Genomic DNA, 26,180 nt, shown 5'->3' with positions numbered 1-26,180 from the left:
ATTTTTAAGTTTGGATTTTTTTTGTCTCAAATTTTTAAAAATGATACAACCCTTTCTTTTCAATAAAGATAGAAAGAGCTATAACTTTTGTTTTTAGGTAAACTTCTCGTCTTTGGTTTTTTTGACCGTCTCTAAAAACTCTTTGATTCGCTGTTCTTGGTCTTTATGACAAATAAGAAGTACTCCATCGTGATCAGCAACAATAAAATTATCAAGTCCTTGAACAACTGCTAAACGGTCTTTAGAAGATATTTTAATGATTGAGTTTTTTGTGTTATAAGCCATTACATTTCCTGTAATAACATTTTTATTTTTGTCTTTTTGAGCTTGTTCGTGTAATGATTTCCAAGTTCCTAAGTCTGACCAACCACAATCACAAGGAACTACAAAAACGTTGTCTGCCTTTTCCATTATTCCATAGTCAATCGAAATTCCATGAAATTGAGAATAGGCTTTTTCTAAAGATTTAGCTTCATTTTTTGTATAGAAGTCGTCTTTCATGTCCTCAAAGGCTTCTGAAATTTCATTTAGATATTTATCAAAAGCACTCGCTATAGTCTGAACATTCCAGATAAAAATACCAGCATTCCAAACAAAATCTCCACTTTCCAAAAATGATTTTGCCATCTCTAAATTTGGTTTTTCTGTAAAGAGACGTACTTTTTTTACATTTCCTTTTCCTCTTTTGCTTTCTTCGCTTTGAATATATCCATAGCCTGTATCTGGGCGAGTAGGTTTTATGCCTAGAGTAACGATTTTGTCGCTATATTTTGCAGCATCTAGTGCAACAATTAATTTATCAATAAAACTATAAGTATCTAAAATGACATGGTCGGAAGGTGTAACAACAATGTTTGCTTCTGGATTTTTAGATTTAATTTTATAAGAAGCATAAGCGATACAAGGAGCTGTATTTCGTAGAAAAGGCTCTAACAAGATTTGGTCGTCTGAAAAATTAGGTAATTGTTCTTTTACCAAATCTTTATAGTCTTGATTGGTAACAATATACATATTCTCTGGCTTACAAACAGGCTCAAAACGCTTTACTGTTTGTTGGAGTAATGATTTTCCAGTTCCTAAAATATCTTGAAACTGTTTTGGGTAATTACGGCGACTGAAAGGCCAAAAACGGCTTCCAATTCCTCCTGCCATAATGATTAGGTGTGTATTTGGGTCTTGCATGTATTTTGAGTTTTCTTTGATTCTATATTTTAGTAATGTTATCTAAACTTCCCAGCCTTTCACAAATTCAAATTTTCCTCCATCAAAAAGTCCTTTATCACTTAGTTTTAATGATGGAATAACTAAAAGAGCCATAAAGGAAAGTGTCATGAAAGGTGCGTGAAGTTTAATAGGATTGCTCATTAATGTTTTTGCAAAGCTATCAATTTGTGCATATTTTTCTCCAACTTCTTTGCCATTTTCTAAGGACATAATTCCTGCTACTGGTAGAGGCAAAACATGATGATTTTCTTTTCCATCTGTTGCTGAAATACCTCCTTTTTCTCCAATAACTAAATTTACAGCTTTTGTTATATCTTCATCTGTAACACCAACAGCCACAATATTATGAGAATCATGTGCCACGCAAGATGCAATTGCACCACGTTCTAAACCAAAGTTTTTAATAAATGCGACAGCAACTGGTGCATCAGTTTGATAACGATTTACAACGACAATTTTTAAGACATCAATTTGAGAATTTGAAACTAGATTTCCATTTATATCTGTAAGATTGTCAATTTCTATAAAAACAGGATTTGTAATGAGCTGTTCGTCTAAGGCTTCAATAACTTCAATTTTAGTAGAATCTTGATTTTTTTGAGTTACTTTTTCTTGGGTAATTGTAAAATCGGATACTTTTTTAGGTTGTACATTAAACTGATTGATAGCTTTTGTTTCTACATCTTTGATAAATGATTTGCCGTTTTGAGCAACTTTTTGTCCACCAATATAAGTTTCCAAGACTTCAAAATTTTCTAAGTCTTTTACGATAATAAAATCGGCTTTATCTCCTTCTTTAAGCTGTCCTACTTCTAAATTATAATGTTCTATAGGATTGATACAGGCTGCTTGTAATACTTTAAATTTATCAATTCCTAGCTTTATAGCACGTTTTACCAAAAGATTTATATGTCCTTCGATAAGGTCGTCAGGATGTTTGTCATCAGAACAAAACATCATATTTTCATAATGCTTTGGCAACAAATCAATCAGCGCATCAAAATTTTTAGCTGCGCTTCCCTCTCTGATAATGATTTTCATGCCATATTTTAGCTTATCTAAGGCTTCTTCTGACGTAAAACACTCGTGGTCGGTACTAATTCCTGCTTCTATGTATTTTTTTGCATCTTCTCCTTTAAGAGCTGGAGCGTGTCCGTCGATGGGTTTTCCTTGTTTTTTTGCAGCCTCAATTTTTGCCATCACTTCTTCATCTCTTGCCAAAACAGCAGGGTAATTCATCATTTCTGATAAATATTTAATATGAGGTTGGCTCATTAGTTTTTCAATGTCTTCTACTGAAATAGTTGCTCCAGCCGTTTCGAAACTCGTCGCAGGAACGCAGGAAGGCGCACCAAAAAAGAAATTGAAAGGAACTTTATTTCCATCTTCTACCATAAACTCTACTCCTTGCATTCCCATTACATTGGCAATTTCGTGAGGATCGGAAATGGTAGCTACTGTGCCGTGTACAACTGCCATTTGAGCAAACTTGGAAGGAACAAGCATCGAACTTTCGATATGAATATGTGCATCTATAAAACCACAAAGTGCATAGTTTTCTACTTCTTGATTTTTATCTGTAATTTTTTCTATGGAATGAATTTTGCCCTCTTGAATAGTAATTTGAGCAGGGAAAATTGTTTTTTCTGCAATATTTACAAGATTTGTACGTATTATCATAAGACGAGTGGAAACGATTTTGAGTTTGTGTAGTTCTGTATTTAGATGAGTTAAAGTTCAAAGATAACTTATTCTATCAACATTATTTTTTGCAAACTTTACATATCTTTACCTTTTAGATAAAAAATCCTCAATAATTATAGAAATAGAATTCAGATGAAAAATATATTCTCAAAATTTACTATAAAAGCATTACTATTAGTATTTGTATTTACTTTCTCTTTTGCCTTTCAAAGTTGTATTCACGCCCCTCAACAGGCTTGGACTCCAACAAAACGTAAAAATATGAGAGATAAAAAACCTCGTTCTCCAAAGTATGAGCAGCGTTTAAAAACGGTAAGAGCTTGGTAAAGTAACTTGCTAATTTATTCCTAACAAAATCAATAAAAAATGAATTCTATCAAAACAACTATTTTTTCTAAAAAAAGAGTAGCCGTTTTTCTATTGGCTGTTTTTTCTACTGCTCTTATGAGCAGCTGTGTACATGCACCCAAACAGGCATGGACACCCAAATACAAAAGTTATAAACTCTCAAAGAAAAAGAAGTAAATAAGCCAAATTAAATGACTGAAAAACTAAAATTCTTGAAACTCAAATCTATTTATCTGCTTTATTTTATGTTTTTGCCTGCTTTTATGATAAATATAAGTTCATGTACTTCACACAAAGGACATACAATGAAGAAGAAAAAACTAAAAAGAGGAAGACCTATTCCTTGCCCTGTCAAAGATTGTTAGGGATATATGTTTTGTTCTGATATTAAAAAACGGGTCTTCCATTCTTTGTGAAGGCTTTTTTTCTGAAAAAAATCTGATAAAAACTCTCTTATCACGATTGTGTAATCAATTTATTTGTATCTTTTAGTTTGAATCCACTTTTTCGTACATTAAAGCATATACAGCAATTTTATATTTATATGATGAAAAAATCCTTATTTCTCCTTTTATTTTTTATGTCTGGTATTGTGTATTCAGTATCAGCACAAGATAGCGTTGCCCTTATTTTGAAAGCTATAGATGAGCTTCGTTCTGAGCAACGACAACTCCAACAACAAAATCAAGATTTTGTACGTCGTTATCAGGTACTGACTGACCAACGCCAAAGAGATAGTCTAAAGGTATTGGCTCTAACAGATTCTTTAAAAAATCGTACTCAACAAATTACTGTTCTTTCTTCTGATTTGAGTTTATATAAAGAAACTGTAGAAAAAAATGATGCGATTGTGAAGGGAGTTTCTCGTCGTGTGGAGCTGACAGATGAGGCTCGTTATAAAATGGTCAGAACAAATCTTATTCATTCGGCTGAATTTTTTGAAGTTTTGAACGACCGTTTGAATACACTTTATGCTATCAATCAAGTAGAGAGCTATAGAACAATGCTCAATAGTTTGAACAATCCTGCTGATGAAACATTAGGTTTTTCCTACAATGATAAAGTTATGCAGCTAATGGAGAAAAAACTTGTCAGTAAAAAAGATAAAGGAGGACAAAAAATACTCAATATTGCCAATATGCTTTTGCAAGACCCAGTAGTAAGTAATATTGCTTCAGCTACACCAGTTGTTAATATTGCTACTTCGGTTTTGGGTTTTGTTTCTGGAATTGCAGCTCAAAGAAAAGATGTAAGTGAAGGAGATGTACAAGAGTTTAAAAATGAGTTGGAAAAATATACAGCGTATTATGCAAAATTGAATTTGGTAAATGCTCGTTTTGCAAATAACATTGATAACTACCAAGTTCAGACTACCAACTTGCACGAAAAACTTACAGAATACGTAAATCTTCATGCAAAAGGTTTGAAATTCAATGTTGAGATTAAAGAGCCAGAAGGCACTGTTACGAATGGAGAATATTTGTTGAAAGTATTTAGAACTTACAACAAAGCTGCTGTAACAGCTTATTTTGATAAGCTAGAAAAAGAGTTTACTAAAGGAGGAAAAGTAGATTATTCTAAGCTGATGGCAAAGTATCCTCATATTATGGAAGCAAACAAAAAAATTGAGGATGTGATTTACCTTTATAAAGAATTTGATTACCTCTATGGACAGTATATTTCTATGATAGATGAAAATAGTCGTAATACGATTGTTATTTTGCAGGGAGCAGTTGCTCAAAATTTGAGTAGTGAGCCTACAAAAGTACAGACACAAATTGACATCTTAAAGAGCAAGAAAACAGAAGCTGTTGCTGGCATTCGTCGTGCTGTAAATCTTCCTCGTTTGAAAGATATTGTCAATATATTGGATAGTTATTACCCAGCACTTTAGTTAATGATAAGTGGTAAATTATAAATTCATTTATCAATAAAAAGAGGCTGACCTTTTCGGCAGCCTCTTTTTTTATTGCATTTGTTATTTTAACTATTTTCTTGACAGGAAGCCAAAAGAAACATAAAGCTGTGCATTAGCAAGGTTTATTTGGTTATCTCCAAAAGTAATTGTGTCGTCATCTCCAAAAGTTGGTTGACCAGATAAATAACGAACTCCCACACGAAAAGCACTTCCACCATCATAATTAGTAAATTTTAAGCCACCACTTATAGAATAAGCAAAAGCTGGAGAAGTAATAGCTTCAGCAGATGTTGAACCTAATACAGTGCTATATGTAACTTCTGGACGACGAGCTATCATAAGTCCTCCTAAAGCACGAAATTCTGGAGCAATTACTGGAGTGATTGGGTAAGAAAGTTCTATACCCCCCATCAAGTTTCCATGTACCCAAGGTTGAGCATCTATGTTAGTAAAGTCATTGAGACCATTTCGTTCTTTATTATATGGATTTAGTTGTGCATCTACTGAATAGGCAAAACCTACTAATGGATGGAAAAAATAAGCACCTTCAAAGCCTAAACCACCACCAAATTTGGCTTGGTCAGAAAATTCATCACCTAGAGGAAAGTTTCCATATAAAGTAAATGCGCCATAGCTTACAGATTCTTCTGGAACATCTTGTGCAAAAGAAGTAGAGATACCAGCAAAAAATAAAGTAGCTACTACTAATAGAGATTGAAATAATTTGTTTGTCATAATAAAGTTTGAGTTAAAAAAATAATGAATTAAAAAAATGTACTTGTCATCAGATAGCAAGTTTTGGGAAATTACACTTATAAACTTCTTTTTTGAAAAAAGGTTTTAAGCATTTGTTCATAAAATGACTAATGTTCATTTTTTGTTGTGCAAATATGCTAAATCTGTATTGTTATTCAAAAACATTCTATCAAAAAATTCAAAATTTTTTATCAGAAATAGTCTATGTATATTTGAAATCTGTATTCAAGTCTAAATAAAACAATAAAAAACAATGAAAATATACACTAAAACAGGCGATAAAGGAACAACATCACTCATTAGTGGAAGAAGAGTTTCGAAGGCAAATCTTAGAATAGAATCGTATGGAACAGTAGATGAACTCAATTCTTATATTGGAATGCTGCGAGACCAAAAGGAACTGCAACACCGAAAAGAAATTTTGATTGAAATTCAAGACCGTTTGTTTACTATTGGTTCTCTTCTAGCCTCTGACCCCAAAAAAAAATCTCATATTCCTATTCCTCAGATAGATGAAACAGATATTACTGCATTAGAAGTGGAAATAGATGTTATGAACGAAGAGCTTCCTTCCATGACACATTTTATTTTACCTGGTGGACATCAAGCCGTTTCGTTTTGTCATTTGGCAAGAACAGTTTGTAGAAGAGCAGAACGCCGTTGTACAGAACTCAACAAAGAAGAAGAGGAAGGAATAGATGAAATAATTATTCGTTATCTCAACCGTTTGTCAGATTATATTTTTGTGTTGTCAAGAATGACCTCCTATGAAGTAAAAGCCGATGAAATTGCTTGGAAACCAAGGGTTTAAAAAATATGAGCATGAAAAAAGGTTGTTTCAAAAAAACAACCTTTTTTTAAGAAGAATATCTATAAAATTTAGAAGAAGAAACCAATATCTAACGAGAAGTAATTAAGTAAGGCTCTGACACCAAAATCACCATCATCACCTTTTTTATTGAAACGAGTTAGACCGTGGTGATAACTCAAGCCAAAATCTAGCGTTCCGACAGTTTCAATATCATACTCTACACCTGCTCCAACCAAGAAATCTACGCTCAAAGGCTGATAGTAATCACTTGTGTTTCTGTCTTCTACAGAAACACCTGCAAGCTCTGATGTTGTTTTTGAAGAAACATTTAAACCTAACTGTCCTCCAAAAAGACCACGAATACGAAGACCATTAGCAATATCTCCAGAGCGCATTTTGAGAGCTAAAGGCACTTCTACTGCCGTAACTTTTGAGGTTGTAGTGGCATCTAATCCATCAATACTCGTTTCATATCCCTTTGAGACAATTAAAAGTCCTGTATGAAAAGCAGCACGTTCAGAAAAATTGAAATCTGCCATCAGACCTCCTGAAAAACCAAGTTTTGAACTGGCATCAAGCCCGTCAATAGATTTTTTGTCTTCATCCGTAATTCTTGCATAAGAAATAATAGGATTAAACTTCAGACCCAAACGCACAGGTGACTGAGCTACGGCTTTTGATAAAAAACCAGTAAAAATAAAAAGTACAGCTAGAAAAGTTATTTTTTTCATAAAAAGTTAAGGTAAAGTTGATGAAAATAGATTTATAGGTTATAAAAATAGCTACATAAAAAGACGCTTTATATCTTGTTTGATAAGTTCAATATTAGAAATTGTTTTATCTGTAACTGTTGAAAGATTTGGTAATGAAGGCAAATCAGAAGCTGAAACAGCTATGACAGGCAAGGCATAAGTACCACTGAATATTTGGTCTTTCAATTTTTCTATGCGATGACGAATAGCAATAAGTTGCTGATTTAGATTGTCTAAAAGTTTTTCCGTTTGTGCCAAAGTTCGTTTTTGTTTGTTCTCAAAAGATTCTTTTAGAGCTTTTGTTTCAAGTTGTTGCGACGTTTTGGCTACTTGTTTACGTAGGGAAGATAACGAAAGTGTAGTAAACAAACGTAATTGATTTTCTACTTGCTCAACAGAATTTTCAATATAGAGAATAAAATCTTCTAAGAAAAAAGGATTTTCTTCTACTATGGGTAGCATCAAATCGTCTAAAAAGCCAGCAATTTCTACAATAAGAGTTTGAAGTTGTTGTTTTTGGAAATCAAATTTATCAAGTGTCATCTCTCTTTGTTCTTTGAGTTGTAGTTGAAAAGATTGCAGCGAATGAAGTTTGTTTTGATACGAATGTTGAAAGGTAAGCAATACAGACTTTGAAATAGAAGCAGTAAAGGATGATGTTGTATTACCTATTCTAGTAGTGTTTTGAGAAGAATACATAAACGATGTTTTTTGAATAAATGACTTTCTTTTTGAGTGTCTGTGTTTCTTGAACCAAGTACAAATTTAATGACCTTTTTCCAATTTTTAAGTATTTGAACAGATGTATAGTTTTGAAAACGTAATCCAAATTCAAAATAAAGATTAAATAAATTGTGCCAGTTTTCTGTTTTACAGTTATAAAACTGTAATTTTGTAGCCGTGCTTTCCGTTATGTAAATACGCTGCCAAAGAGTGATATGTTTTTGATAATTGATTTTTTTAATACTAATCTCTCATCAAAATATATTTATTCTGATACTGTAAAGTTAGATTTGAGATACTTCTCTTTAGATTTTAAGTTCAAAAAAATTCTACGAAAATACAACGCTCTACCTCTTGATGTATCAAATGTAGAACGTTTCTACCATAATTATGAATCCGTTACAATTACTAAAACAATTATTTATCAATAGTACTATCCATAAAAGAAAACTTACAAAGTGTTGGCAAGTTTTATTTGTAGCTGCTTTTGTAGTAGGACTTACTGCTTTTACTACTCCTTTCATTAAGAAAAATCATTTAGAAACTCTTCTGTTGGAAACAGAAACAACTTTCATTGAAAATAATGTTTTTCAGAACCATTTTCCAAAAGCATTACTCAGTCCTCTGTCTAAAAAGGAAATGTATCGTTTGATGTGTTTGCCAGATGATTCTTTGGCTTTGGTAGAACTCTATAATGCTACTGATGGTGCAAACTGGACAAACCCTTGGATACTTACAGACCCTTGGACGACATGGGATGGGGTGGTCTTGAATGCGAGTGATAGTTGTGTTTTAGAACTTAATTTGAGTAATAAGGGGCTAAAAAATTCAGTGCCAGCCTCTATGTTTGGAGGAGACAAACTCAACCAAGTAACTAAAATTGATTTTTCTAATAATGAGCTTACAGGAAATATTCCGATAGGTTTTGGTACGCTCACTACGTTAAAAGATTTGAACCTATCCAATAATGACTTGACAGGAGAAATTCCTTCTGAAATTGCTAATGTAATAGGGATAGAGCGATTAGATTTGAGTTTTAACTCTCTTACAGGAAACTTTCCAGTAGAACTTACAGACATTGCCACGCTTGCAGACCTTGATTTTATCAGCATTGATTCCAATTTTATTGAAAATGTGCCTACTCTTCCAGTAAATAGACCTATTACATTAGACTTTTCCAACAACAGATTAAAATGGAATAGCCTTGTTCCTAACAACAAGTCTCAATATACTTTTACGTATTCGCCACAAGATAGCGTTGGAGATTTTAAAATCATTAATGTGCCACAAGGAGGAACATTCAAAGATACAGTTTCTGTAAATCAAATAAATGGAACAACAACTTATCGTTGGCTTCGTGCAGGAGATTTAATTAGTGAACAAAATGATGATAGTGTTTTGGTAGTAAATAATGCCACAGTTGCCGACCACGAAGGAATTTATACAGCTGAGGTTACTCATACTGGCGCACCAAACGTTACACTCAATAGAAAAAGATTTTTAGTAAATGTTGTTGAATGTCCTTCAAATAATAGTCTCATCACTCCAGATACTACAATTTGTGAAGGAACACCCCTTCCCACCATTCAAGGTTCGGAGGCAGAACTGGGTGAAGTAGCCTTTTTCTCTTACAAATGGCAACAGGCTTTAGATGGTGATACTACTAACTGGGTAGATGCTTCGGTAGGAAATGTTCAAAACTATAACTTAAATAATGCTGGAATTACTATCACAGACACTGCTTATTTTAGAAGAATTGTTGTTCCTGCCCCCGACACAGGCTGTACAGAAGATACAACTTTGAAGGTTAGGGTAGTGATTTTGCCAAATATTACGACGAATACACTTTTTCCTTCTATTCAGAGCGTTTGTTTGGGTGATTTTCCAACAGATATTTATGGCACAACTTCAGATTCTTCAGCTACCAGTCCATTGCGTTATCGCTATCAAGTATCTTTAGATTCTGGACAAACATGGATTGATAGTGTTCAAACACAAAATTTTACGTTTACAGATTCTATCGTTACGACAGATACGGTTCAGTTTAGAAGGATTGTTACAGGAGCTTGTGCGCCAGATACAAGTAACGTCATTACGCTTTTTCCTCTTTCTCCAGTAGAGGCAGATTCTATTTTTGAAAGTCAGACCATTTGTATTGGTACTCGTCCAGATACACTTATTGGAAATATTCCGACAGGAGGAGATGGAAACTATAAACATATATGGCAAATTGCAACACGATTAGATACAGCCGACTGGTTGAGTGTAGATTCAGCAGGAAGAAGTTATATCCCTCCGATAGCTAATGATACTTTTTATGTCAGAAGAGTAGTAGAAAGTGCTTGTTTTAGAGATACAAGTAATATTGTCAATATTTTTATCTCTCCAGACCTAGGAAATGATACTTCTGCAATTTCTATTTCACAAACACAAATCTGTGTGGTAGATACAATTCCGACCATTACAGGAACTGCCCCTTTTGGTGGAGTAGGTTTTCGCTACGAGTGGGAGGTTTCATTAGATTCTTCTACTTGGACAAGTGTAGATACACTACAAAATTATAACCCTAATGATTCGCTGCTCTTTGCAGATGTTTTTATGGAAGTTCCAGATAGTTTCTTAGTGAGAAGGTTAGTAATTGATTCTTGTAGGTCGTATCCTAGTAATGTCTTGACTTTATTTATGATAAAAGAAATTGATAGTGCTACAAACTTAATTTCTTATGATAGTACAGGGTTTTGTGAAACAGATACAGTTTTTAATTGGAGAATAGATGTAACTAATCCAACAGGAGGAACAGGAAACTATAACTACCAATGGCAAGTTTCTTTTGATAGTATTCGCTGGGCAGACCGAGATGATTCTACTCATATTACACCATTTGACCTCACAGAGTCGACGTATTTTAGACGTTTGGTTATCGATTCTTGTACTACCGACACCAGTAATGTAGTCTTGATTCCAATTATTCGTTCCTTCGGAGATAATAGCATTAGTGTTCCTTTTACCAATATTTGTTTAGGAGACTCAGCTACCATTACTATTTCGGGAACAAGTCCTCAAAATGATGGTGAATATAGTTATTTCTATCAGCAATCAAGAGACACAATTGCTTGGTTTAGTAGTTCTACTTTTACATTTAGCACAGGAACATTTACAGATACACAACATACTTTTGTTCCAGACACACTTTTTGGAGGAATAAATTACTTTAGAAGGGTTGTTTTAGGAGGATGTCAAGTCGATACAAGTGACTTAGTTTCTGTCAATGTCATTTCTGCTATTAGAAATAACACAATTACAGCAGAGTTTGAGGGAGAAATTATCTGTGAAGGAGATACGACTTGGGCAGTTATTGGTTCTGTGCCCAGAGGTGGAGGAGGAACATATAGTTATCAATGGCAATTCTCTTTTGATAGTTTGAATTGGGCTGATAGAGGAGATACATTAGATGCTCCAAATTTTGCACTCAATGAATCTTCTTACTTTAGGCGTTTGGTAATAGATACCTGTCAGACAGATACGAGTAATGTTGTCTTTATTCCAGTAGCTAAGCCATTCGGACTGAACCAAATTACTACACCTTCTACTGAAATTTGTGTTGGAGATTCTACTACTATTTCTATCACAGGTACAGATCCAGAGGGCGACAGGGAAGACTATCAATTTTTCTACCAACAGTCGCAAGATACAATCGCTTGGTTTAGCAGTTCAACATTTACTTTCAGTACAGGTAACTTTACAGGAACACAGACTTTTGTTCCAGATACGCTTTTTGGAGGGGTAAATTATTTTAGAAGAATTGTTTTGGGAGGATGTCAGCCAGATACAAGTAATAGACTTTTAGTGAACATAGTTCAGAATGCTAGAAATAACTTCCTTTTTGGGGGAGAGAAAATATGTCAAGGAGATACAGCTTCAATCATAACAGCTACAGAAGCTATTGCAGGAGAGGCTGGCAATATAGAAATTTTATGGGAGGTTTCATTTGATAGCCTAGTTTGGGTGCCTACCGAAACGGATTCTATCAATAGTTATAACCCTGTTACCCCACAGCGGACAACCTATGTACGAAGAGGAGTCAGGTCAGGAGATTGTCCAGCAGATTTTAGTAATGTCGTAAAAATAGAAGTCGTACGATTTATAGAAAACAATCAGATTTCTTCTCCACAAACTACAGTTTGTGAAGGGTTTGCTGCCGATACGCTCAGAGGAACATTTCCAACACAAGGAGGTAATGACAGTACAGCATACCGATTTGTTTGGCAGTCAAGAAAGTTGAACGATTCAACGGCAGTTTGGAGAACCGTAGGAGGAGACCAAGACTATTTTACAGGAGCTATCAATTTTGATACAGAATATCGTCGTATTGTACGTGTACCTTGCTTTAGTGATACCTCAAATGTTATTGCTCTTACTATTAATCCAACCATTAAAAATAATATCATTGATGAAGGATTTGTAGATTGTAGTTTAGATACATTGGGAAGACTAGAGGGAACAGTTCTTTTAGACACGCTCAACGAAATTGGACAGTTCCGTTATCAATGGCAAAATTCAAGAGATAGAATCAATTGGACAGACATTGCTAATACAAATACATCTGGCTATCAGCCAACGCCAATAGATACAACTACTTTTTATAGAAGATTAGTAATAAATGATTGTTTTACAGACAGTAGTAATATTGCCACTATTACTATTCGTCCTTCTCCAATTTTGGAAATTACACCAGATACAACAATTAATATTGGCTTTGATGTGCAGCTTTTTGCCAACGGAGCAATCAATTATGTTTGGACGCCAAGCGAAACACTGACAGGAGATTCTACCTCAACACCAATAGCTAAACCAACTATTAGTACAATGTACACCGTAAGGGCAGAAAATATCTATGGTTGTGTTACTTATGATAGTGTTTTTGTCACTGTTATCGGAACACCAAAAGTCAGAACAGTCGATGTGATTACGCCAGATGGAAACGGTCTGAACGATGAGTTTTTTGTTGAAGATATAGAGCGTTATCCAAACAATGAGCTAATTATTATCAACCGTTGGGGACAAGAAGTCTTCCGTACAGAAAATTATCGTAATGACTGGCAAGGAACAAACGAAACAGGGGGGATTTTGCCAGCAGGAACATATTTCTATGTTTTAAAATTTGAAGGCATCAGAACTATCCTGAAAGGTTCTTTTGAAATAATAAGGTAGGACAAAGGCTTGCCTTTGACAACGATTAAATAAACTTTATTTTGAATAGTATTTTTATATTGTTCAGACTAAAAATAGACAATCATTTTATGAAACAATTATATACAAAACGTATCTTAATCCTATTACTGAACTTTGTTCTGATAGTTTTTGGTTACGCTACTTCAAATTCAGTTCTTGCACAGCAAGTGCCAATTTATAGTCAATACTTCTCACATCCTTTTGTGCAAAACCCAGCTTGGACAGGGCGTTCGGATTATAGTTCTGTTTTTCTTACCTATCGTTCTCAATGGGCTGGTTTTGAAGATGCTCCAAAAACGGTTCTCTTGACAGTAGATTTGCCTTTCTATGAGTATCGTTCTGGACTAGGTTTTTTTGTTCAGCAAGACGAAATCAAGAGTACGAGCCGAACCAAAGCAATGGTTTCTTATGGTTATCACCTACTAGGGCAATATGAAAATAGTTCAAAGCTCTCTTTCGGCATCATGGGAGGTCTTGTCTATAATCAAATCAATTTTGATGATTGGTATATTCGCCATCCCACTGACCCTATTTTACTCAATAATTCAGGTAAATTTTTTGGATTTGAAGTAGGTTTTGGAGCAAGTTATACTTTTAGACAAAATTTAGAAATTGGTCTTTCTGTTCCTCAACTGCTTAACCCAGCATTTAGTCCAGAAGATGAAACAGATGATAATATTCGCCTTCAAAATCACTTTATGCTTTCTATTCGTGGAATGATTCCAGCAGGAGCTGGAGAGTTTCGCCCAATGGTAGTTTTGAGGCAAGTACCCAATGTCCCCTTTCAATATGAAGGAGGGCTGCAATATATGTATGACAATACCTTTTGGGTAAGTGGAGCATATCGCAGCAACTATGCTGTAAATGTAGGTGCTGGAGTAAACTATGGGCGTTTTAGCTTTGGGTATGTTAGAGATTTTCCTATCGGAGACATAGTAGGGGCATTTGGAAGCACCAATGAAATTATGCTAGGATACAAATTCAATGAAATTCCGACAGCAGACTATGAAGGAAAACGTGGGTATGGGCGTGGGCTTATTCGTAAGAAAAAATACCATCCTTCTCGCCCCGGACCTTTGATGAAACAATATCCTAAACGTCCGAAGAAAAAGAAGCGACCAAAAGCAAAAGGAAAATATAAGCGATTTTAAGTAGTAACACAGAAACTTTACAGATAAAGGAAAATTTTACTCTTTGTTTGTAAAGTTTTTTTATGAAATGATTTTTTCGCTACGAAAATACTTTGTATTAACAAAACTAAACCGTAAATTAGGTTAGACTTTCGACAAAAGCATACAGAACAATTATAAAATTATGGTAGAAAAAGATAAATAAACCTAATCTTAGGTTCTGTGTTGTAATAAAATAGACTTTAACACACCAAATCAAAAATGAAACAAGTTTTTGCTTAATCAATAAATTATCGAAACAATTCTATCCTAGTTCGTACAAACTAACTGTTTTTATTCGTTATTTTTTATATCTAAAGAAGTATTAGACGCAATTTTTTTGTTTTTTAATCATTCATTTAAAGTTTGAAAAAAGTATAGCTAAAATACTTTGAAAAATAAAATCAATAGAATAAATGATAATGTTTGTATAAAATATTTACGTATTTATGGAGTCTTCGACACTCAAAGAAAAAAAAGTTATCAAAACCGAATCACCAGTAAAAAAAATAAAAAAGAAAAAGTCAATTAGATTTAGTAAAGGAAGACGATTTGCACGAAATAAGTGGCGAATGCGCCTTGACCGTCTTTTTTTTAAGTCAAATACGATTGAAGGAAAAGTATTTGATACGGCTCTACTTTCTCTAATTGTTCTTAGTCTGGTAGTTGTGATGATGCAGAGCGTATCAGAAATAGACCAACAGTATGGAACATATCTTCTTGCTGTTGAGATGGCTGTTACAGGACTTTTTGCTATTGAGTATATTTTGCGAGTCGCTACCTCTCATCGTCCGATGCGCTATATTTTAAGTTTTTATGGAATCATTGATTTACTAGCCTTCGTGCCTGCTATTTTTTCTTGGACATTTGCAGGAAGTAATTTTTTCCTTCTTCTCCGTGTAACACGAATTATCAGTATTTTTAAAGTGCTAGATATGAACCAATACACAGGAGAGGCACAAGTGCTGACACAAGCTCTGCGAGCAAGTCGTCATAAGATAACCGTTTTTGTCATTTTTGTAGCTACCAATGTAGTTTTACTAGGTTTTGTGATGTTTTTAGTAGAAGGTAAAAACAACCCAGGTTTTTCTAGTATTCCAAAAAGTATTTATTGGGCAATTGTTACACTTACAACAGTTGGGTATGGAGATATTGCTCCTCAGAGTGCTTTAGGTAGAGGAATTGCTGCCGTAGTAATGGTATTGGGTTATGGAGTTCTTGCTGTACCTACTGGCATTGTATCTGCCGAAATTGCAACACAAACAACTCATCATGTAGATGAGGAGGAGTTTGAAGAGAAGGAAAAAGAATTAAGAGAAGAACTAGAAAAACAAAATCAAGAGAGTCAAGAGCATCGTGCTGAAAGTATTGTGGAGGAATGTTCACATTGTGGAGCAGAACATCATACAGAACTAGCTAGTTTTTGTTATAAATGTGGTAATGAACTTATCTAAAGTATATAATGAAACAATATATTCAAACACAAAGTATTTTTCTATCATTAGAAGAATACTTTTTTTCTTTGAAATGATTTGATATTTTTTTGTTAAATTGTATTTATATGGTATAATATAATAGAGCAGAGCAGACAGAGAGTAAGATTTTTATCGACAAAATACGTACTTTTGGAAAAGTATAATATGCTAAATTAAAACACACCTATAAACTATCAAAACAATGACACAACAGGAAAGACGAGACCACCAACTTTCTCATCAGCATTATGATAAATATACACAGGAAAATCATGAGGTTTGGCAAATTTTATATAAAAGACAGATGAAAGTGTTGCCAAATCGTGCTGATGAAACCTTTTTTGAGGGAATGAAGGCAATAGGCTTTCAACAAGACAGAATACCAAATTTTGAAGAAGTAAATGAACATTTGAAAAAGATTACGGGCTGGAGTTTGGTAGTCGTACCAGGACTTATCGATAATAAACCATTTTTTAATTACCTCAAAAACAAACAGTTTCCAGCTACTACATGGTTGCGTAAAATGGAGGAACTTGATTATTTGGAAGAGCCAGATATGTTTCATGATGTTTTTGCTCACGTCCCTATCCTAACAAACAAAGATTTTTGTCGTTTCTTGGAAGAACTTAGCCGAATGGCACTTAAACATATAGGAAATGAAGATTCTATTGAGTTTATTTCTCGTCTGTATTGGTACACTGTAGAGTTTGGACTAATAAATAATAATGGAGATTTGAGAATTTATGGTGCAGGAATTATGTCTTCAGCAGGAGAATCTGTATATTCCTTAGAAAGCGATATTCCTAAACGAGTGCCTTACAATGTAGCCGAAATTTTAGAAACACCTTACATTAAAGACCGTTATCAAGAAAAATATTTTGTCATAAACTCATATAAAGAGTTATTTGACTCATTGCCAGAAATTGAAGAGACTTTAGATAATATGCTTATTACCAAGTAGAAAAATAACGTATCATTAAATAACTAATAATTCATCACTAAACACTAAAAAAATCATGGAAGATATTTTGCCATTGAAAGGTACAGACCATATAGAATTTTATGTAGGCAATGCAAAACAAGCGGCTTATTATTATCAGGCAGCTTTTGGATTTGAAGTTGTAGCATATGCAGGACAGGAAACAGGAGTACGTGACCGTACGTCTTATGTTTTACAGCAAGGAAAAATACGCTTTGTTCTTACTTCACCTATGAGTAGCGATTCACCAATTGCAGAACATATCAGAAAGCACGGCGATGGTGTGAAAGTTTTGGCTCTTTGGGTAGATGATGCTGAAAAGTCTTATTATGATACGATGAGCAGAGGTGCAAAATCAGCTTTAGAACCTACTCGTTTGTCAGATGAAGATGGGGAAGTTGTTGTTTCAGGTATTCATACGTATGGAGAAACAATTCACAAGTTTGTCGAAAGAGGCAACTACAAAGGTGCATTTATGCCAGGGTATAAACCTAGAAAATCATTTTTCGATGTAAAATCGACAGGCTTAAAGTTCATTGACCACTGTGTGGGTAATGTAGAACTTGGAAAAATGAACGAATGGGTAGAGTTTTATGAAAAAGTAATGGGTTTCAATTTGCTCGTAACCTTTGATGATAAAGATATTTCTACTGAATATACAGCCTTGATGTCTAAGGTAGTTTCAAATGGAAATGGATATGTAAAATTTCCTATTAATGAGCCAGCCGACGGACGAAAAAAGTCTCAAATTGAAGAGTATATTGAGTTTTATGAGGGAGCAGGCGTACAGCATATTGCCATTGCGACAGATGATATTTTACATACGATTGAAGAGCTTCGCAAACGTGGTGTAGATTTTCTTTATGTACCAGATAACTATTATGATGATCTTTTGGAAAGAGTGGGACATATTGAAGAAGATATACAAGAACTCAAAAAACTAAATATTTTAGTAGATAGAGATGAAGAAGGATACTTACTTCAAATATTTACCAAACCAACAGGCGATCGTCCGACTGTTTTCTTCGAAATTATCCAACGTCAAGGTGCAAAATCGTTTGGAAAAGGAAACTTCAAAGCTCTCTTTGAGGCTATAGAAAGAGAACAAGAGTTGAGAGGAAATCTATAATATAATTATATTATGACGAGTCAGTATTAAAAAAAAATGAACCCTAGACAATAAACTTTGTTGTATTGCCTAGGGTTTTATTTGTATAAATCATCTTCATCTAATCTATACCAAAACGTGATTACAGTAAAAAATATAGAAAAATCGTTTAATGGAAAAGAAATCTTGAAAGGCATTAGTGCCGAGTTTAAACAAGGCGTTACAAACCTTATTATCGGCTCTAGTGGTACAGGAAAGAGCGTACTCTTAAAATGTACAGTTGGACTGATAAAGCCAGATAAAGGTTCTGTTTTTTATGATGGAAAAAACTTGTACGAATCGGATAGAGAAACACAGAGAAGTATTAGAGAAGAAATAGGAATGCTTTTTCAAGGAAGTGCGCTCTTCGACTCTATGACAGTAGAGCAAAACGTGCGTTTTCCATTAGACATGCGTAGTAGGGGAATGAGTGATGAGGAAAAACTAGAGCGTGTCAATTTTTGTTTGAAAAGAGTAGGTTTAGAAGGTTCGAACGATAAAATGCCTGCCGAAATTAGTGGTGGAATGATGAAACGTGTCGGAATTGCAAGAGCAATCGTAATGAATCCAAAATATCTTTTTTGTGATGAACCCAACTCTGGACTTGACCCACAGACCTCTATTATGATTGACAACCTCATCTTAGAAATTACAGAAGAATATAACATGACGACGGTTGTAGTAACACACGATATGAACTCTGTGATGGAAATTGGTAAAAGTATTGTTTTTTTAAGCAAGGGACACAAAGAATGGGAAGGAACAAAAGAACAAATTGTTCATACAGACGTAGAATCTTTGAATGAATTTGTGTTTTCAAACTCTTTAATGGTGGCTTATAAGAAAAGCGAAGAAGCAAAATTGAAACGATAGAGAGTGTAAAAAAATATCATTCCTTATATTTTCAGACTAGAAATTAATTGCGTACTTTACATACATTAAACCTCATTACAGTTAATTTTGTAAAGTCCATTTCTCCATAGCTTTGGGCTTGTAAACTTAACGTTATGGAGAAGTGAACACGATTTGGTTTTTAATAAATCACTGACAGTCAGATTAAAAAAAAAAGCTGTGGAAATCTTTATGAAAGAAATTAAAACATTGATATTTTGAAAAAATAAATACGTGGGTATGAAAAATATTTTTTTTATAGGAATAGGTTTGTTGTTACTTATTGCTTGTAATTCTCCTTCTGATGCTAATAAAAAACAAACCTATACAAAAGTAGAGGCTCTTTCTGATAAAAATCCTATCAAAACACCAGAGCAAGTAAAAAAAACGAGCCTGCCATTCGTCGAAGATAATTTTTCTACACTAAGTTTTCCTATAACTATTGATACAGTCATTTTTGATGAGAGCAAAAAACTTTCTAATAAATTTGCTTTACAACTAGAAAAAATGGTTAAAGATGAAGGGCAGAGATATATGTTTCAGTTTCCATCATTTATTAAACTTGTATCCCTTGAGAATGGACAAGACCCAGTAGAGAGTGGCAGTTTTGATATTGGAGAGTCTATCAGTGTTACATATTACAATATGGGTTATACGTTTTTAAAAGAACAAAATAAATGGATTGCATTTGTAGGAGTAGAGTATGAAGGCTATCCTGCCTGTCCTTGGGGAAGTGGTAGAGAAATAGTACTTTGTTCGTTTGACGAAAATGCAAACTTTATAGATGCCACAACAATTGCTGAAAACTCGGAAGGAGGAGATCCGCCCGTATGGGGCAAGACAATAAAAAAAGTAAATTCAGAAAATGGCGAGATATATAATATTGATGTTACTTATATTAATGGAGAGGAAGATGATAATGGAAATACACATAAAGATATAGATAACAGAAAAGTCAAAATTTCAATTTTATCTGATGGAAAAATAGAGCAGAAAGAACGTAAAGCTAACAACTAGAACAAGAAAGATTGGTAAGACAAAACAATAAACTACTTTAAAATTAGTTCTTTTAGTAAACTTTTTGCCTAAAATTTGTATTTTAGATAGTATAAATATCAAACTGCTATGATAATTGATAGAGAAAAGATTATATCATTGTAAATGAAATAGAATATGTTAATGAAAATACTACTTATATGGGCTGTAATTACAGGAGCAACTTATCTTGTTAGTGCGATTGCTTCAGAGGTTAAACAGTGGGCTACACGTCGTGCATTGCGCCATGTAAGTCCGAAAGAAATTGCTCAACTTATTAGAGAAAATGAAGGGAAAATTACAGCACAAGAGCTTCATCAGCGAACAGCTATACCTTATTGGGTAGCACAACTGGTCTTGACAGAACTAACAGAACAAAAATTATTGGAAGAAAAATATGAAAAAAATCGCTTTGGCAGACGTGTCAAGCAGTTTGCACTTTCTGTTTTTCCTACTGAGCAAAATCTTCGTTTTCAGTTACAAGGAATTGCTTCCACAACACAGTTGAAGCCAAAAGACCTTCTTTCGGATGCCGATGTGATTCGCCACGCCGTAGATGCAGGTGGAGATATTACACCTACTCGTTTGTGCCTAAAAGCAAATGTAACGATTGAAGAGGCTTCTAAAAGATTAGACCAGTTACACACAAAAGGAGTTTTTGATATACAAACTAGCGAAGAAGGTGGTTTTTTCTATTCTCTTAACGATAAAAGTTTGATAGGTTGATAAGTAAGTCAGTATGAAAATAAAAAATTAAATAGGTTGATTTTAACTGTTTTTTTTTCTAAATTTAGAATCATCCTGTACATAAATAATTTTGTAATAGCATATTAATAGAAAACTAATGTTTTGATTAATTGTAGTTGCTTTAATGATGCTAGTTTTGTTTTTATCATATCTTGCTAACTTATAACCAATTACATGAATCCACCTATTTTTTATATAGAAGGAAAAAAATATATTCCAGAAGTTCGTTTTGATGCTACAAAAGGACTTTTAGAGTTTTCTGGACAATGCTACCACGAATATACAGAAGAATTTTTTGCTCCTATTTATAAATGGGTAAGCGAATACTTAGAAGAACCTGCTCGTAAAGTTACATTGGAATTTAAGATGAATTATTATAATACAGTATGTTCTCGTTGTTTTTTAGAGTTTTTAGAAATGTTTGAAGACTATGCACTCAATCAAGGAGGACAGGTTACTGTAAATTGGTATTACAAATCAAACGACTATGATATGCAAGAAAGTGGGGAAGATTATCAAGATGATTTAGAACTTGATATCAATCTTATTTCACACTAATAATAGCATTAACCTATTTTTTAACCTTTATTTTTTATTTTAATTATGAAAAAATCTGTTGGTATTATTGTTTTAGTAGTAGGTGTTTTACTTGCTGCTTTTGGCTTTTATCAAAATGAAGCCTCTTCAAAAACCCTTATTCAAATTGGAAAAACAGAAATCAATACACAAAAGAACGACCCTATGACAAACCCTCTAATTATAGGAGGAGGTGTGGTAGCAATTATTGGTCTAGTAGTAGTTGTTGTAGCTAAAAAGTAGATATATATTATTCTACTAACTTTTTAAAGAGACACAAATTCTTCGTAGGCTTTTGGTGGAAGAGTAGTAAATACTTCACTTTCACCTAAGTCTAGTATATACTCTTTCCTTTTATCTAGTATAGGGAATTTATAACCTACATACATTGATAAGTGTAGATATACATGTGTTTTATATACGTGTTTTTTGTTAGCATTTTTTCCTAGATATACTAATTCATTTGGGAAGTGAATAGGTGTGGTTCTGACTGAAATATTTTCAAACAAATTATTTCCTTCTACCAACTTTTCCCCTTCATAGGATGATTCAGATATGATTCTTCTTAAATTTAGACCATATTTCCTTATAAAATAAGGGTAATTTACATTTATTTTATTGAAATTAAATTTAGCATCATCGGTAAATGTAATATATTCTTTAGGCACAGTATAATGAGTAGGAGCTTTCCTCTTAGAGCCAAGATATGCTATAACTGGTATAAATAGAATAAGTAGGAAAACAATAATTGGTCTATACATATAAGCTGAAAGTTAGATTTGCGATACAAATTATTACGCTCAACTATGTTATGAGGTTACAAACTGCCATGCAAAAAGCCACTAAAAGAATTTCTTTTAGTGGCTTTTTTAAACGAATATTTTTCTCAAAGAGAGAAATATTTAAGTGTCTATGCTTCTTCTTCAGTTTCTTCTCCAGCAGCAACTCCACCACCAGTACGAAGCGTACGAGGGATAGTAACAGTAGCGATAGAAACTAATGGGTTATTCATAATTTCATAAGGACGCTCTCCGATTTCAGAAAGTTTGATAGATTTTCCTAAGTCTAGTTTTGCTACATTTACTTCAATAGTATCAGGAAGGTTAGATGGCAATGCTTTTACTTTAAGTTTACGCATTTTCAATACCATACGTCCACCTTTTTGCTCACCTACAGAACGACCTACTAATTTCACTGGAATATCAATCTTAACAGGCTTATCTTCGTGCATAGCAAGAAAATCTACGTGCATTACCACATCACTTACTGGGTGTGTTTGATAATCTTGAACGATGGCTTCAAAAATATCTCCTTCAATGTTAATCTTAACAGTGTGTACTTTTGAAGTATAAATCAAATCACGGAATAAGATATTTGGTACATAAAAATGCTTGTTATCCTCACCTGTTCCATACAACACGCAAGGTACATAACCTTCTTTACGTAACAAGTTGGCAGCTTTTGCGCCCATTTGATTTTCTTTTCGGTAATAACCGATGATTTCTAAAGATTTCATTTTTTGTATAAATTAAATTGCCTAAAGACGATTTCCGACCGTCTAATAAAAATAAAGATGCAAAATTGCAATTTTTTTGTCAGATATACAATTCATAAGAAGGATTAATTTGAACTTTTATTTAATCGTGGTGGTAAAGACTTATACACTCATCAATAAATGATTTACGATTATGAAAATTGCTTTATTTGCCGACCTACACGGAAGAATACTCTTGGCTTTCAAGCTCATAGAAAGATTGCAACGAGAACGAAATATTAAAATAGACCTCATTTTACAATGTGGAGATTTAGGAGCATTTCCCAATATTACAAACTTAGATAAAGCTACCTTGCGCCACGCCAAACGAGAACCTTCCGAACTAGGTTTTTATCATCATTTTACCAAAAAAAGTAAGAAAGTAGAGCAGATTTTAGAAAAAGTAGAAGCGACAATGTATGCTGTTAGAGGAAATCACGAAGACCATCAATTCTTGAATGAATTAGAGCAGCAATCTAATGAAAGTAGTTTTCCTATTGACGTTTATGGAAAGATAAGAATATGTAAAACAGGACACCTTCAAGACTTTGAAAAAAATGGTGTAAAACTGAATTGGGTAGGAATTGGTAGAACAGGAAGCCGAAAAAAAGAGAGACAGCATCAAGAACAGTATATTCAACCCTATGAAATAGAGAATCTAAAAAAACTTTATACTAAAAAAACAAATACAAATATTGACTTGCTAATTACCCATGATAGTGCATTACATTTTACCACAAAAGATTTTGGAATGCAGCAGATAAGAGAGTTTTTGTCTAATTATAAGCCTCATTATCATTTTTTTGGTCATACAGGAGAGCCATTCAATATAGTAAAAGACGAAAATAAATTTACTACGTCTTGTAAAGTAAAAGAATTGGAGTTTGAAAACAGTGGTATGTTGGCAGAAAATTCATTAGTTATGTTGGAAGTAGATACGCATAAAAATTTTGAATTGAAAATAATTTCTGAGAAGTGGATAAAAGAATACACGAGGGAGAGTTGGGAGTATCTCTAAAAGCATAAAGTGTTGTGTTTGACGGTAAAGTAATTTTATGAGCATAATTGAACTATAATTCTTTGAAAAAATGATTATTTTTGAAATAGCCTGTTTAAAACCTCATAGCAAGTTAGTTCGTAAACTCTCAAACAGTAGCTTTCTTTGCTATTTTGAACATATTCCCCACACTCAGTATAATTATTAATTTACCTCAACATGAAATTAAAAACGGTTGAACTACTAGACCAATTAGTAGAAATAGGAAAAGAAATCAAAAACTACCAAGAAATACTTGGGCGAGTTAAAAGTATAGCCAAAATGGGACTTTGGGAGGTGAATTTAGAAAAACAAACTGTTTTTTGGAGTGATATTACTCGCCAAATACACGAAGCAGAAGATGGATATAGTCCTAGCGTTGAAGAAGGTATTAATTTTTATGTAGAAGGAGAGAGTAGAGACTTGATTATAAAAGTTTTTACAAGAGCTGTCGAAAAAGGAGAAAATTATGACGTAGAAGTAGAAATTAGAACAGCTAAAGGAAATCGCATTTGGGCAAGAGCTATCGGAATTAGTGAGTTTAAGGATGGGAAGTGTGAACGAGTGTATGGACTGTTTCAAGATATTAATGAGTCATATATAAGAAGACAAGAGTTAGAACAGCAAAAAGAACTTTTCAGACAAACCTTTGAATATGCTCCTAACGGAATGGCACTCATTAGCTTGGAGGGCAAGTGGGTACAAGTAAATCAGCAGGTTTGTAATATGTTGGGTTATACAAAAGAAGAGCTTGCCAAACTCACTTTTCATGATATTACTCATCCAGAAGATTTAGACTTAGATTTGAAACTTTTAGAAGAATTAATGGCTGGTAAAAGGGAAAGTTATCAGATGGAAAAGAGATATTATGATAAGTATAATCATATAGTTTGGGTATTACTTTCTGTTTCTATGATGAAGAACAAGGCTGGCAAGCCTCTCCATTTTGTTTCTCAACTAACTGATATTACAGAAAAGAAATTGTTATTGGAAAAAACGCTTGCTCAAAATGAAAGATTACTTAATTTTGCGCACATTGTATCTCATAATCTTCGTTCACATACTAGCAATTTTTCTATGCTTTTGTCTATGATGAAGATGGAACATCCAGACACAGCAAAAAATGATTATTATCCCATGCTGACACAATCTTCTGATAAATTACAAGAAACCTTGTCGTATCTTAATGAGATTGTGGTTATGCAAAGTGAGGTGAAAGATAATATAGAGGCTCTGAACCTATACGAATATATAGAGAAAGTACAAGTATCTATTCAAAGCCAAGTAACTTCTACTAATACTGACATAATAAATCGTGTAGATAAAAATCATTTTGTTGAAGCTATTCCAGCTTATTTAGAGAGTATTATTCTAAACTTTCTGACCAACTCTATCAAATATAGAGCAGAAGGAAGAAAAGCTAATATTAATATTTTTTCAGAAGAGCATCCACATTTTATAGCTTTTTCTGTAAAAGATAATGGATTAGGAATAGACTTAAAGAGGAATGGAAAAAAACTCTTTGGAATGTATAAAACATTTCATGATAAAGAAGATTCTCGTGGAATAGGTCTTTTTATTACCAAAAGTCAGATTGAGGCTCTTGGTGGCAGAGTTGAAGTTGAAAGTGAAGTTAATCAAGGAACAACATTTAAAATTTATTTAAGAAATGCAAAAGTTTAATCACGTTTGTATCATAGACGACGACCCAATTTACGTTTTTACTACTCGTAAGCTCATGGAAGTCTCAAATCTCTCAAAGTATATAGAGATATTTAAAAACGGAAAAGAAGCATTGGATACTCTCAAACCTAGAATAGAGGTGGGTGAAAAAGTACCTGAAGTAATTCTTTTAGACTTAAATATGCCAGTTATGGATGGTTGGGAGTTTTTGGATGCCTTTGTATCTCCAGATACAGAAAAAATTATTATTTATGTTGTTTCATCTTCTATTGACCCAGCAGATATGCAAAAGGCAAAGGAGTATTCTCAAGTAAGTAATTATGTCGTTAAGCCTATTACTCCTCAAAGACTGAAAGCTCTCTTTGATGAGATAGAAAAATAGATTTTTTTTGGGGGATAGAGATAGAATTATTATTTTTGTTTAACATATTTTGTGTTTT

Annotated in this window: 25 protein-coding genes; 18 read left to right on the top strand and 7 right to left on the bottom strand. The window is 33.5% G+C overall.

Annotated features, from left to right (window positions below; all coding sequences use genetic code 11):
* Positions 1–93: 93 nt before the first annotated feature.
* A complete protein-coding gene (locus QZ659_RS13385) occupies positions 94–1,182 on the bottom strand; it encodes a mannose-1-phosphate guanylyltransferase (RefSeq protein WP_291726330.1) in 1,089 nt (362 codons plus the stop codon).
* Positions 1,183–1,224: 42 nt separating this feature from the next.
* Positions 1,225–2,904, bottom strand: coding sequence for an adenine deaminase (ade, locus tag QZ659_RS13380; RefSeq protein ID WP_291726329.1), 1,680 nt, complete (start codon positions 2,902–2,904; stop codon positions 1,225–1,227).
* A gap of 156 nt (positions 2,905–3,060) precedes the next feature.
* Between ade and QZ659_RS13375 the strand changes: the two genes are divergently transcribed.
* The 4 genes from QZ659_RS13375 (at position 3,061) to QZ659_RS13360 (ending at position 5,170) form a co-directional block, all read left to right on the top strand.
* Positions 3,061–3,255: a hypothetical protein gene (locus QZ659_RS13375; RefSeq protein WP_291726328.1), complete on the top strand. Its 195-nt coding sequence runs from the start codon at positions 3,061–3,063 to the stop codon at positions 3,253–3,255.
* A gap of 39 nt (positions 3,256–3,294) precedes the next feature.
* Positions 3,295–3,453 carry a hypothetical protein gene (locus QZ659_RS13370; protein WP_291726327.1) on the top strand — a complete coding sequence of 53 codons (159 nt, stop codon included), beginning with the start codon at positions 3,295–3,297 and terminating at the stop codon, positions 3,451–3,453.
* 14 nt (positions 3,454–3,467) lie between these two features.
* A complete protein-coding gene (locus QZ659_RS13365; protein ID WP_291726326.1) occupies positions 3,468–3,641 on the top strand; it encodes a hypothetical protein in 174 nt (57 codons plus the stop codon).
* A gap of 179 nt (positions 3,642–3,820) precedes the next feature.
* Positions 3,821–5,170 (top strand): hypothetical protein, encoded by a 1,350-nt coding sequence (locus tag QZ659_RS13360; RefSeq protein WP_291726325.1) that lies wholly within the window; start codon positions 3,821–3,823, stop codon positions 5,168–5,170.
* A 93-nt stretch (positions 5,171–5,263) separates the two neighbouring features.
* On the opposite strand, the gene QZ659_RS13355 is transcribed toward QZ659_RS13360, so the two are convergent.
* Positions 5,264–5,929: a hypothetical protein gene (locus tag QZ659_RS13355; RefSeq protein WP_291726324.1), complete on the bottom strand. Its 666-nt coding sequence runs from the start codon at positions 5,927–5,929 to the stop codon at positions 5,264–5,266.
* 274 nt (positions 5,930–6,203) lie between these two features.
* On the opposite strand from QZ659_RS13355, the gene QZ659_RS13350 reads away from it, so the two are divergent.
* Positions 6,204–6,761, top strand: coding sequence for a cob(I)yrinic acid a,c-diamide adenosyltransferase (locus QZ659_RS13350; RefSeq protein ID WP_291726323.1), 558 nt, complete (start codon positions 6,204–6,206; stop codon positions 6,759–6,761).
* Positions 6,762–6,829: 68 nt separating this feature from the next.
* On the opposite strand, the gene QZ659_RS13345 is transcribed toward QZ659_RS13350, so the two are convergent.
* Positions 6,830–7,492 (bottom strand): porin family protein, encoded by a 663-nt coding sequence (locus QZ659_RS13345; protein ID WP_291726322.1) that lies wholly within the window; start codon positions 7,490–7,492, stop codon positions 6,830–6,832.
* A 51-nt stretch (positions 7,493–7,543) separates the two neighbouring features.
* Entirely contained in the window at positions 7,544–8,212 is a 669-nt protein-coding gene (locus QZ659_RS13340; protein WP_291726321.1) for a hypothetical protein, read from the bottom strand.
* A 414-nt stretch (positions 8,213–8,626) separates the two neighbouring features.
* On the opposite strand from QZ659_RS13340, the gene QZ659_RS13335 reads away from it, so the two are divergent.
* From QZ659_RS13335 to QZ659_RS13290, 10 genes are all read left to right on the top strand, one after another.
* Positions 8,627–13,447, top strand: coding sequence for a gliding motility-associated C-terminal domain-containing protein (locus tag QZ659_RS13335; protein ID WP_291726320.1), 4,821 nt, complete (start codon positions 8,627–8,629; stop codon positions 13,445–13,447).
* An 89-nt stretch (positions 13,448–13,536) separates the two neighbouring features.
* On the top strand, positions 13,537–14,619 hold the full coding sequence (locus tag QZ659_RS13330) for a PorP/SprF family type IX secretion system membrane protein (protein ID WP_291726319.1): 1,083 nt from the start codon (positions 13,537–13,539) through the stop codon (positions 14,617–14,619).
* A 467-nt stretch (positions 14,620–15,086) separates the two neighbouring features.
* Positions 15,087–16,091 carry an ion transporter gene (locus QZ659_RS13325; RefSeq protein WP_291726318.1) on the top strand — a complete coding sequence of 335 codons (1,005 nt, stop codon included), beginning with the start codon at positions 15,087–15,089 and terminating at the stop codon, positions 16,089–16,091.
* A 223-nt stretch (positions 16,092–16,314) separates the two neighbouring features.
* Positions 16,315–17,073: a phenylalanine 4-monooxygenase gene (locus tag QZ659_RS13320; protein WP_291726317.1), complete on the top strand. Its 759-nt coding sequence runs from the start codon at positions 16,315–16,317 to the stop codon at positions 17,071–17,073.
* A 52-nt stretch (positions 17,074–17,125) separates the two neighbouring features.
* Entirely contained in the window at positions 17,126–18,220 is a 1,095-nt protein-coding gene (gene hppD / locus QZ659_RS13315) for a 4-hydroxyphenylpyruvate dioxygenase (protein ID WP_291726331.1), read from the top strand.
* Positions 18,221–18,337: 117 nt separating this feature from the next.
* Positions 18,338–19,111 (top strand): ABC transporter ATP-binding protein, encoded by a 774-nt coding sequence (locus QZ659_RS13310; protein ID WP_291726316.1) that lies wholly within the window; start codon positions 18,338–18,340, stop codon positions 19,109–19,111.
* Between the two features lie 258 nt (positions 19,112–19,369).
* Positions 19,370–20,146, top strand: a complete 777-nt coding sequence (locus QZ659_RS13305) for a hypothetical protein (protein ID WP_291726315.1) — start codon at positions 19,370–19,372, stop codon at positions 20,144–20,146.
* 162 nt (positions 20,147–20,308) lie between these two features.
* On the top strand, positions 20,309–20,890 hold the full coding sequence (locus QZ659_RS13300) for a hypothetical protein (protein ID WP_291726314.1): 582 nt from the start codon (positions 20,309–20,311) through the stop codon (positions 20,888–20,890).
* A gap of 195 nt (positions 20,891–21,085) precedes the next feature.
* Complete coding sequence (locus QZ659_RS13295; protein WP_291726313.1) at positions 21,086–21,469, top strand: DUF1987 domain-containing protein; 384 nt, start codon at positions 21,086–21,088, stop codon at positions 21,467–21,469.
* 45 nt (positions 21,470–21,514) lie between these two features.
* Positions 21,515–21,730 carry a DUF3185 family protein gene (locus QZ659_RS13290; protein ID WP_291726312.1) on the top strand — a complete coding sequence of 72 codons (216 nt, stop codon included), beginning with the start codon at positions 21,515–21,517 and terminating at the stop codon, positions 21,728–21,730.
* A gap of 23 nt (positions 21,731–21,753) precedes the next feature.
* Here QZ659_RS13290 and QZ659_RS13285 read toward each other — a convergent pair whose 3' ends face one another.
* Both QZ659_RS13285 and QZ659_RS13280 read right to left on the bottom strand, forming a co-directional pair.
* Positions 21,754–22,248: a hypothetical protein gene (locus QZ659_RS13285; RefSeq protein ID WP_291726311.1), complete on the bottom strand. Its 495-nt coding sequence runs from the start codon at positions 22,246–22,248 to the stop codon at positions 21,754–21,756.
* Positions 22,249–22,397: 149 nt separating this feature from the next.
* A complete protein-coding gene (locus QZ659_RS13280) occupies positions 22,398–23,003 on the bottom strand; it encodes a 50S ribosomal protein L25 (RefSeq protein WP_291726310.1) in 606 nt (201 codons plus the stop codon).
* A 172-nt stretch (positions 23,004–23,175) separates the two neighbouring features.
* On the opposite strand from QZ659_RS13280, the gene QZ659_RS13275 reads away from it, so the two are divergent.
* The 3 genes from QZ659_RS13275 (at position 23,176) to QZ659_RS13265 (ending at position 26,122) form a co-directional block, all read left to right on the top strand.
* Positions 23,176–24,039, top strand: coding sequence for a metallophosphoesterase family protein (locus QZ659_RS13275; RefSeq protein WP_291726309.1), 864 nt, complete (start codon positions 23,176–23,178; stop codon positions 24,037–24,039).
* Positions 24,040–24,237: 198 nt separating this feature from the next.
* Complete coding sequence (locus QZ659_RS13270; RefSeq protein WP_291726308.1) at positions 24,238–25,740, top strand: sensor histidine kinase; 1,503 nt, start codon at positions 24,238–24,240, stop codon at positions 25,738–25,740.
* The gene (locus tag QZ659_RS13265) at positions 25,727–26,122 is read left to right on the top strand and encodes a response regulator (RefSeq protein ID WP_291726307.1); all 396 of its coding nucleotides are present in this window, start codon (positions 25,727–25,729) and stop codon (positions 26,120–26,122) included. Before QZ659_RS13270 ends, QZ659_RS13265 begins: the two co-directional genes overlap by 14 nt.
* Positions 26,123–26,180: the final 58 nt, after the last annotated feature.

Origin of the sequence: Bernardetia sp. (assembly GCF_020630935.1) — a bacterium.
GTDB lineage: Bacteria > Bacteroidota > Bacteroidia > Cytophagales > Bernardetiaceae > Bernardetia.
The sequence above is the reverse complement of the archived record's forward strand: the minus strand, read 5'-3'. Positions and strand labels throughout refer to the sequence as shown.

Coding starts and splice junctions, on each gene's coding strand:
- QZ659_RS13385 (WP_291726330.1), bottom strand. CDS start 1,182: ATGCAAGACCCAAATACACACCTAATCATTATGGCAGGAGGAATTGGA.
- ade (WP_291726329.1), bottom strand. CDS start 2,904: ATGATAATACGTACAAATCTTGTAAATATTGCAGAAAAAACAATTTTC.
- QZ659_RS13375 (WP_291726328.1), top strand. CDS start 3,061: ATGAAAAATATATTCTCAAAATTTACTATAAAAGCATTACTATTAGTA.
- QZ659_RS13370 (WP_291726327.1), top strand. CDS start 3,295: ATGAATTCTATCAAAACAACTATTTTTTCTAAAAAAAGAGTAGCCGTT.
- QZ659_RS13365 (WP_291726326.1), top strand. CDS start 3,468: ATGACTGAAAAACTAAAATTCTTGAAACTCAAATCTATTTATCTGCTT.
- QZ659_RS13360 (WP_291726325.1), top strand. CDS start 3,821: ATGATGAAAAAATCCTTATTTCTCCTTTTATTTTTTATGTCTGGTATT.
- QZ659_RS13355 (WP_291726324.1), bottom strand. CDS start 5,929: ATGACAAACAAATTATTTCAATCTCTATTAGTAGTAGCTACTTTATTT.
- QZ659_RS13350 (WP_291726323.1), top strand. CDS start 6,204: ATGAAAATATACACTAAAACAGGCGATAAAGGAACAACATCACTCATT.
- QZ659_RS13345 (WP_291726322.1), bottom strand. CDS start 7,492: ATGAAAAAAATAACTTTTCTAGCTGTACTTTTTATTTTTACTGGTTTT.
- QZ659_RS13340 (WP_291726321.1), bottom strand. CDS start 8,212: ATGTATTCTTCTCAAAACACTACTAGAATAGGTAATACAACATCATCC.
- QZ659_RS13335 (WP_291726320.1), top strand. CDS start 8,627: ATGAATCCGTTACAATTACTAAAACAATTATTTATCAATAGTACTATC.
- QZ659_RS13330 (WP_291726319.1), top strand. CDS start 13,537: ATGAAACAATTATATACAAAACGTATCTTAATCCTATTACTGAACTTT.
- QZ659_RS13325 (WP_291726318.1), top strand. CDS start 15,087: ATGGAGTCTTCGACACTCAAAGAAAAAAAAGTTATCAAAACCGAATCA.
- QZ659_RS13320 (WP_291726317.1), top strand. CDS start 16,315: ATGACACAACAGGAAAGACGAGACCACCAACTTTCTCATCAGCATTAT.
- QZ659_RS13305 (WP_291726315.1), top strand. CDS start 19,370: ATGAAAAATATTTTTTTTATAGGAATAGGTTTGTTGTTACTTATTGCT.
- QZ659_RS13300 (WP_291726314.1), top strand. CDS start 20,309: ATGAAAATACTACTTATATGGGCTGTAATTACAGGAGCAACTTATCTT.
- QZ659_RS13295 (WP_291726313.1), top strand. CDS start 21,086: ATGAATCCACCTATTTTTTATATAGAAGGAAAAAAATATATTCCAGAA.
- QZ659_RS13290 (WP_291726312.1), top strand. CDS start 21,515: ATGAAAAAATCTGTTGGTATTATTGTTTTAGTAGTAGGTGTTTTACTT.
- QZ659_RS13285 (WP_291726311.1), bottom strand. CDS start 22,248: ATGTATAGACCAATTATTGTTTTCCTACTTATTCTATTTATACCAGTT.
- QZ659_RS13280 (WP_291726310.1), bottom strand. CDS start 23,003: ATGAAATCTTTAGAAATCATCGGTTATTACCGAAAAGAAAATCAAATG.
- QZ659_RS13275 (WP_291726309.1), top strand. CDS start 23,176: ATGAAAATTGCTTTATTTGCCGACCTACACGGAAGAATACTCTTGGCT.
- QZ659_RS13270 (WP_291726308.1), top strand. CDS start 24,238: ATGAAATTAAAAACGGTTGAACTACTAGACCAATTAGTAGAAATAGGA.
- QZ659_RS13265 (WP_291726307.1), top strand. CDS start 25,727: ATGCAAAAGTTTAATCACGTTTGTATCATAGACGACGACCCAATTTAC.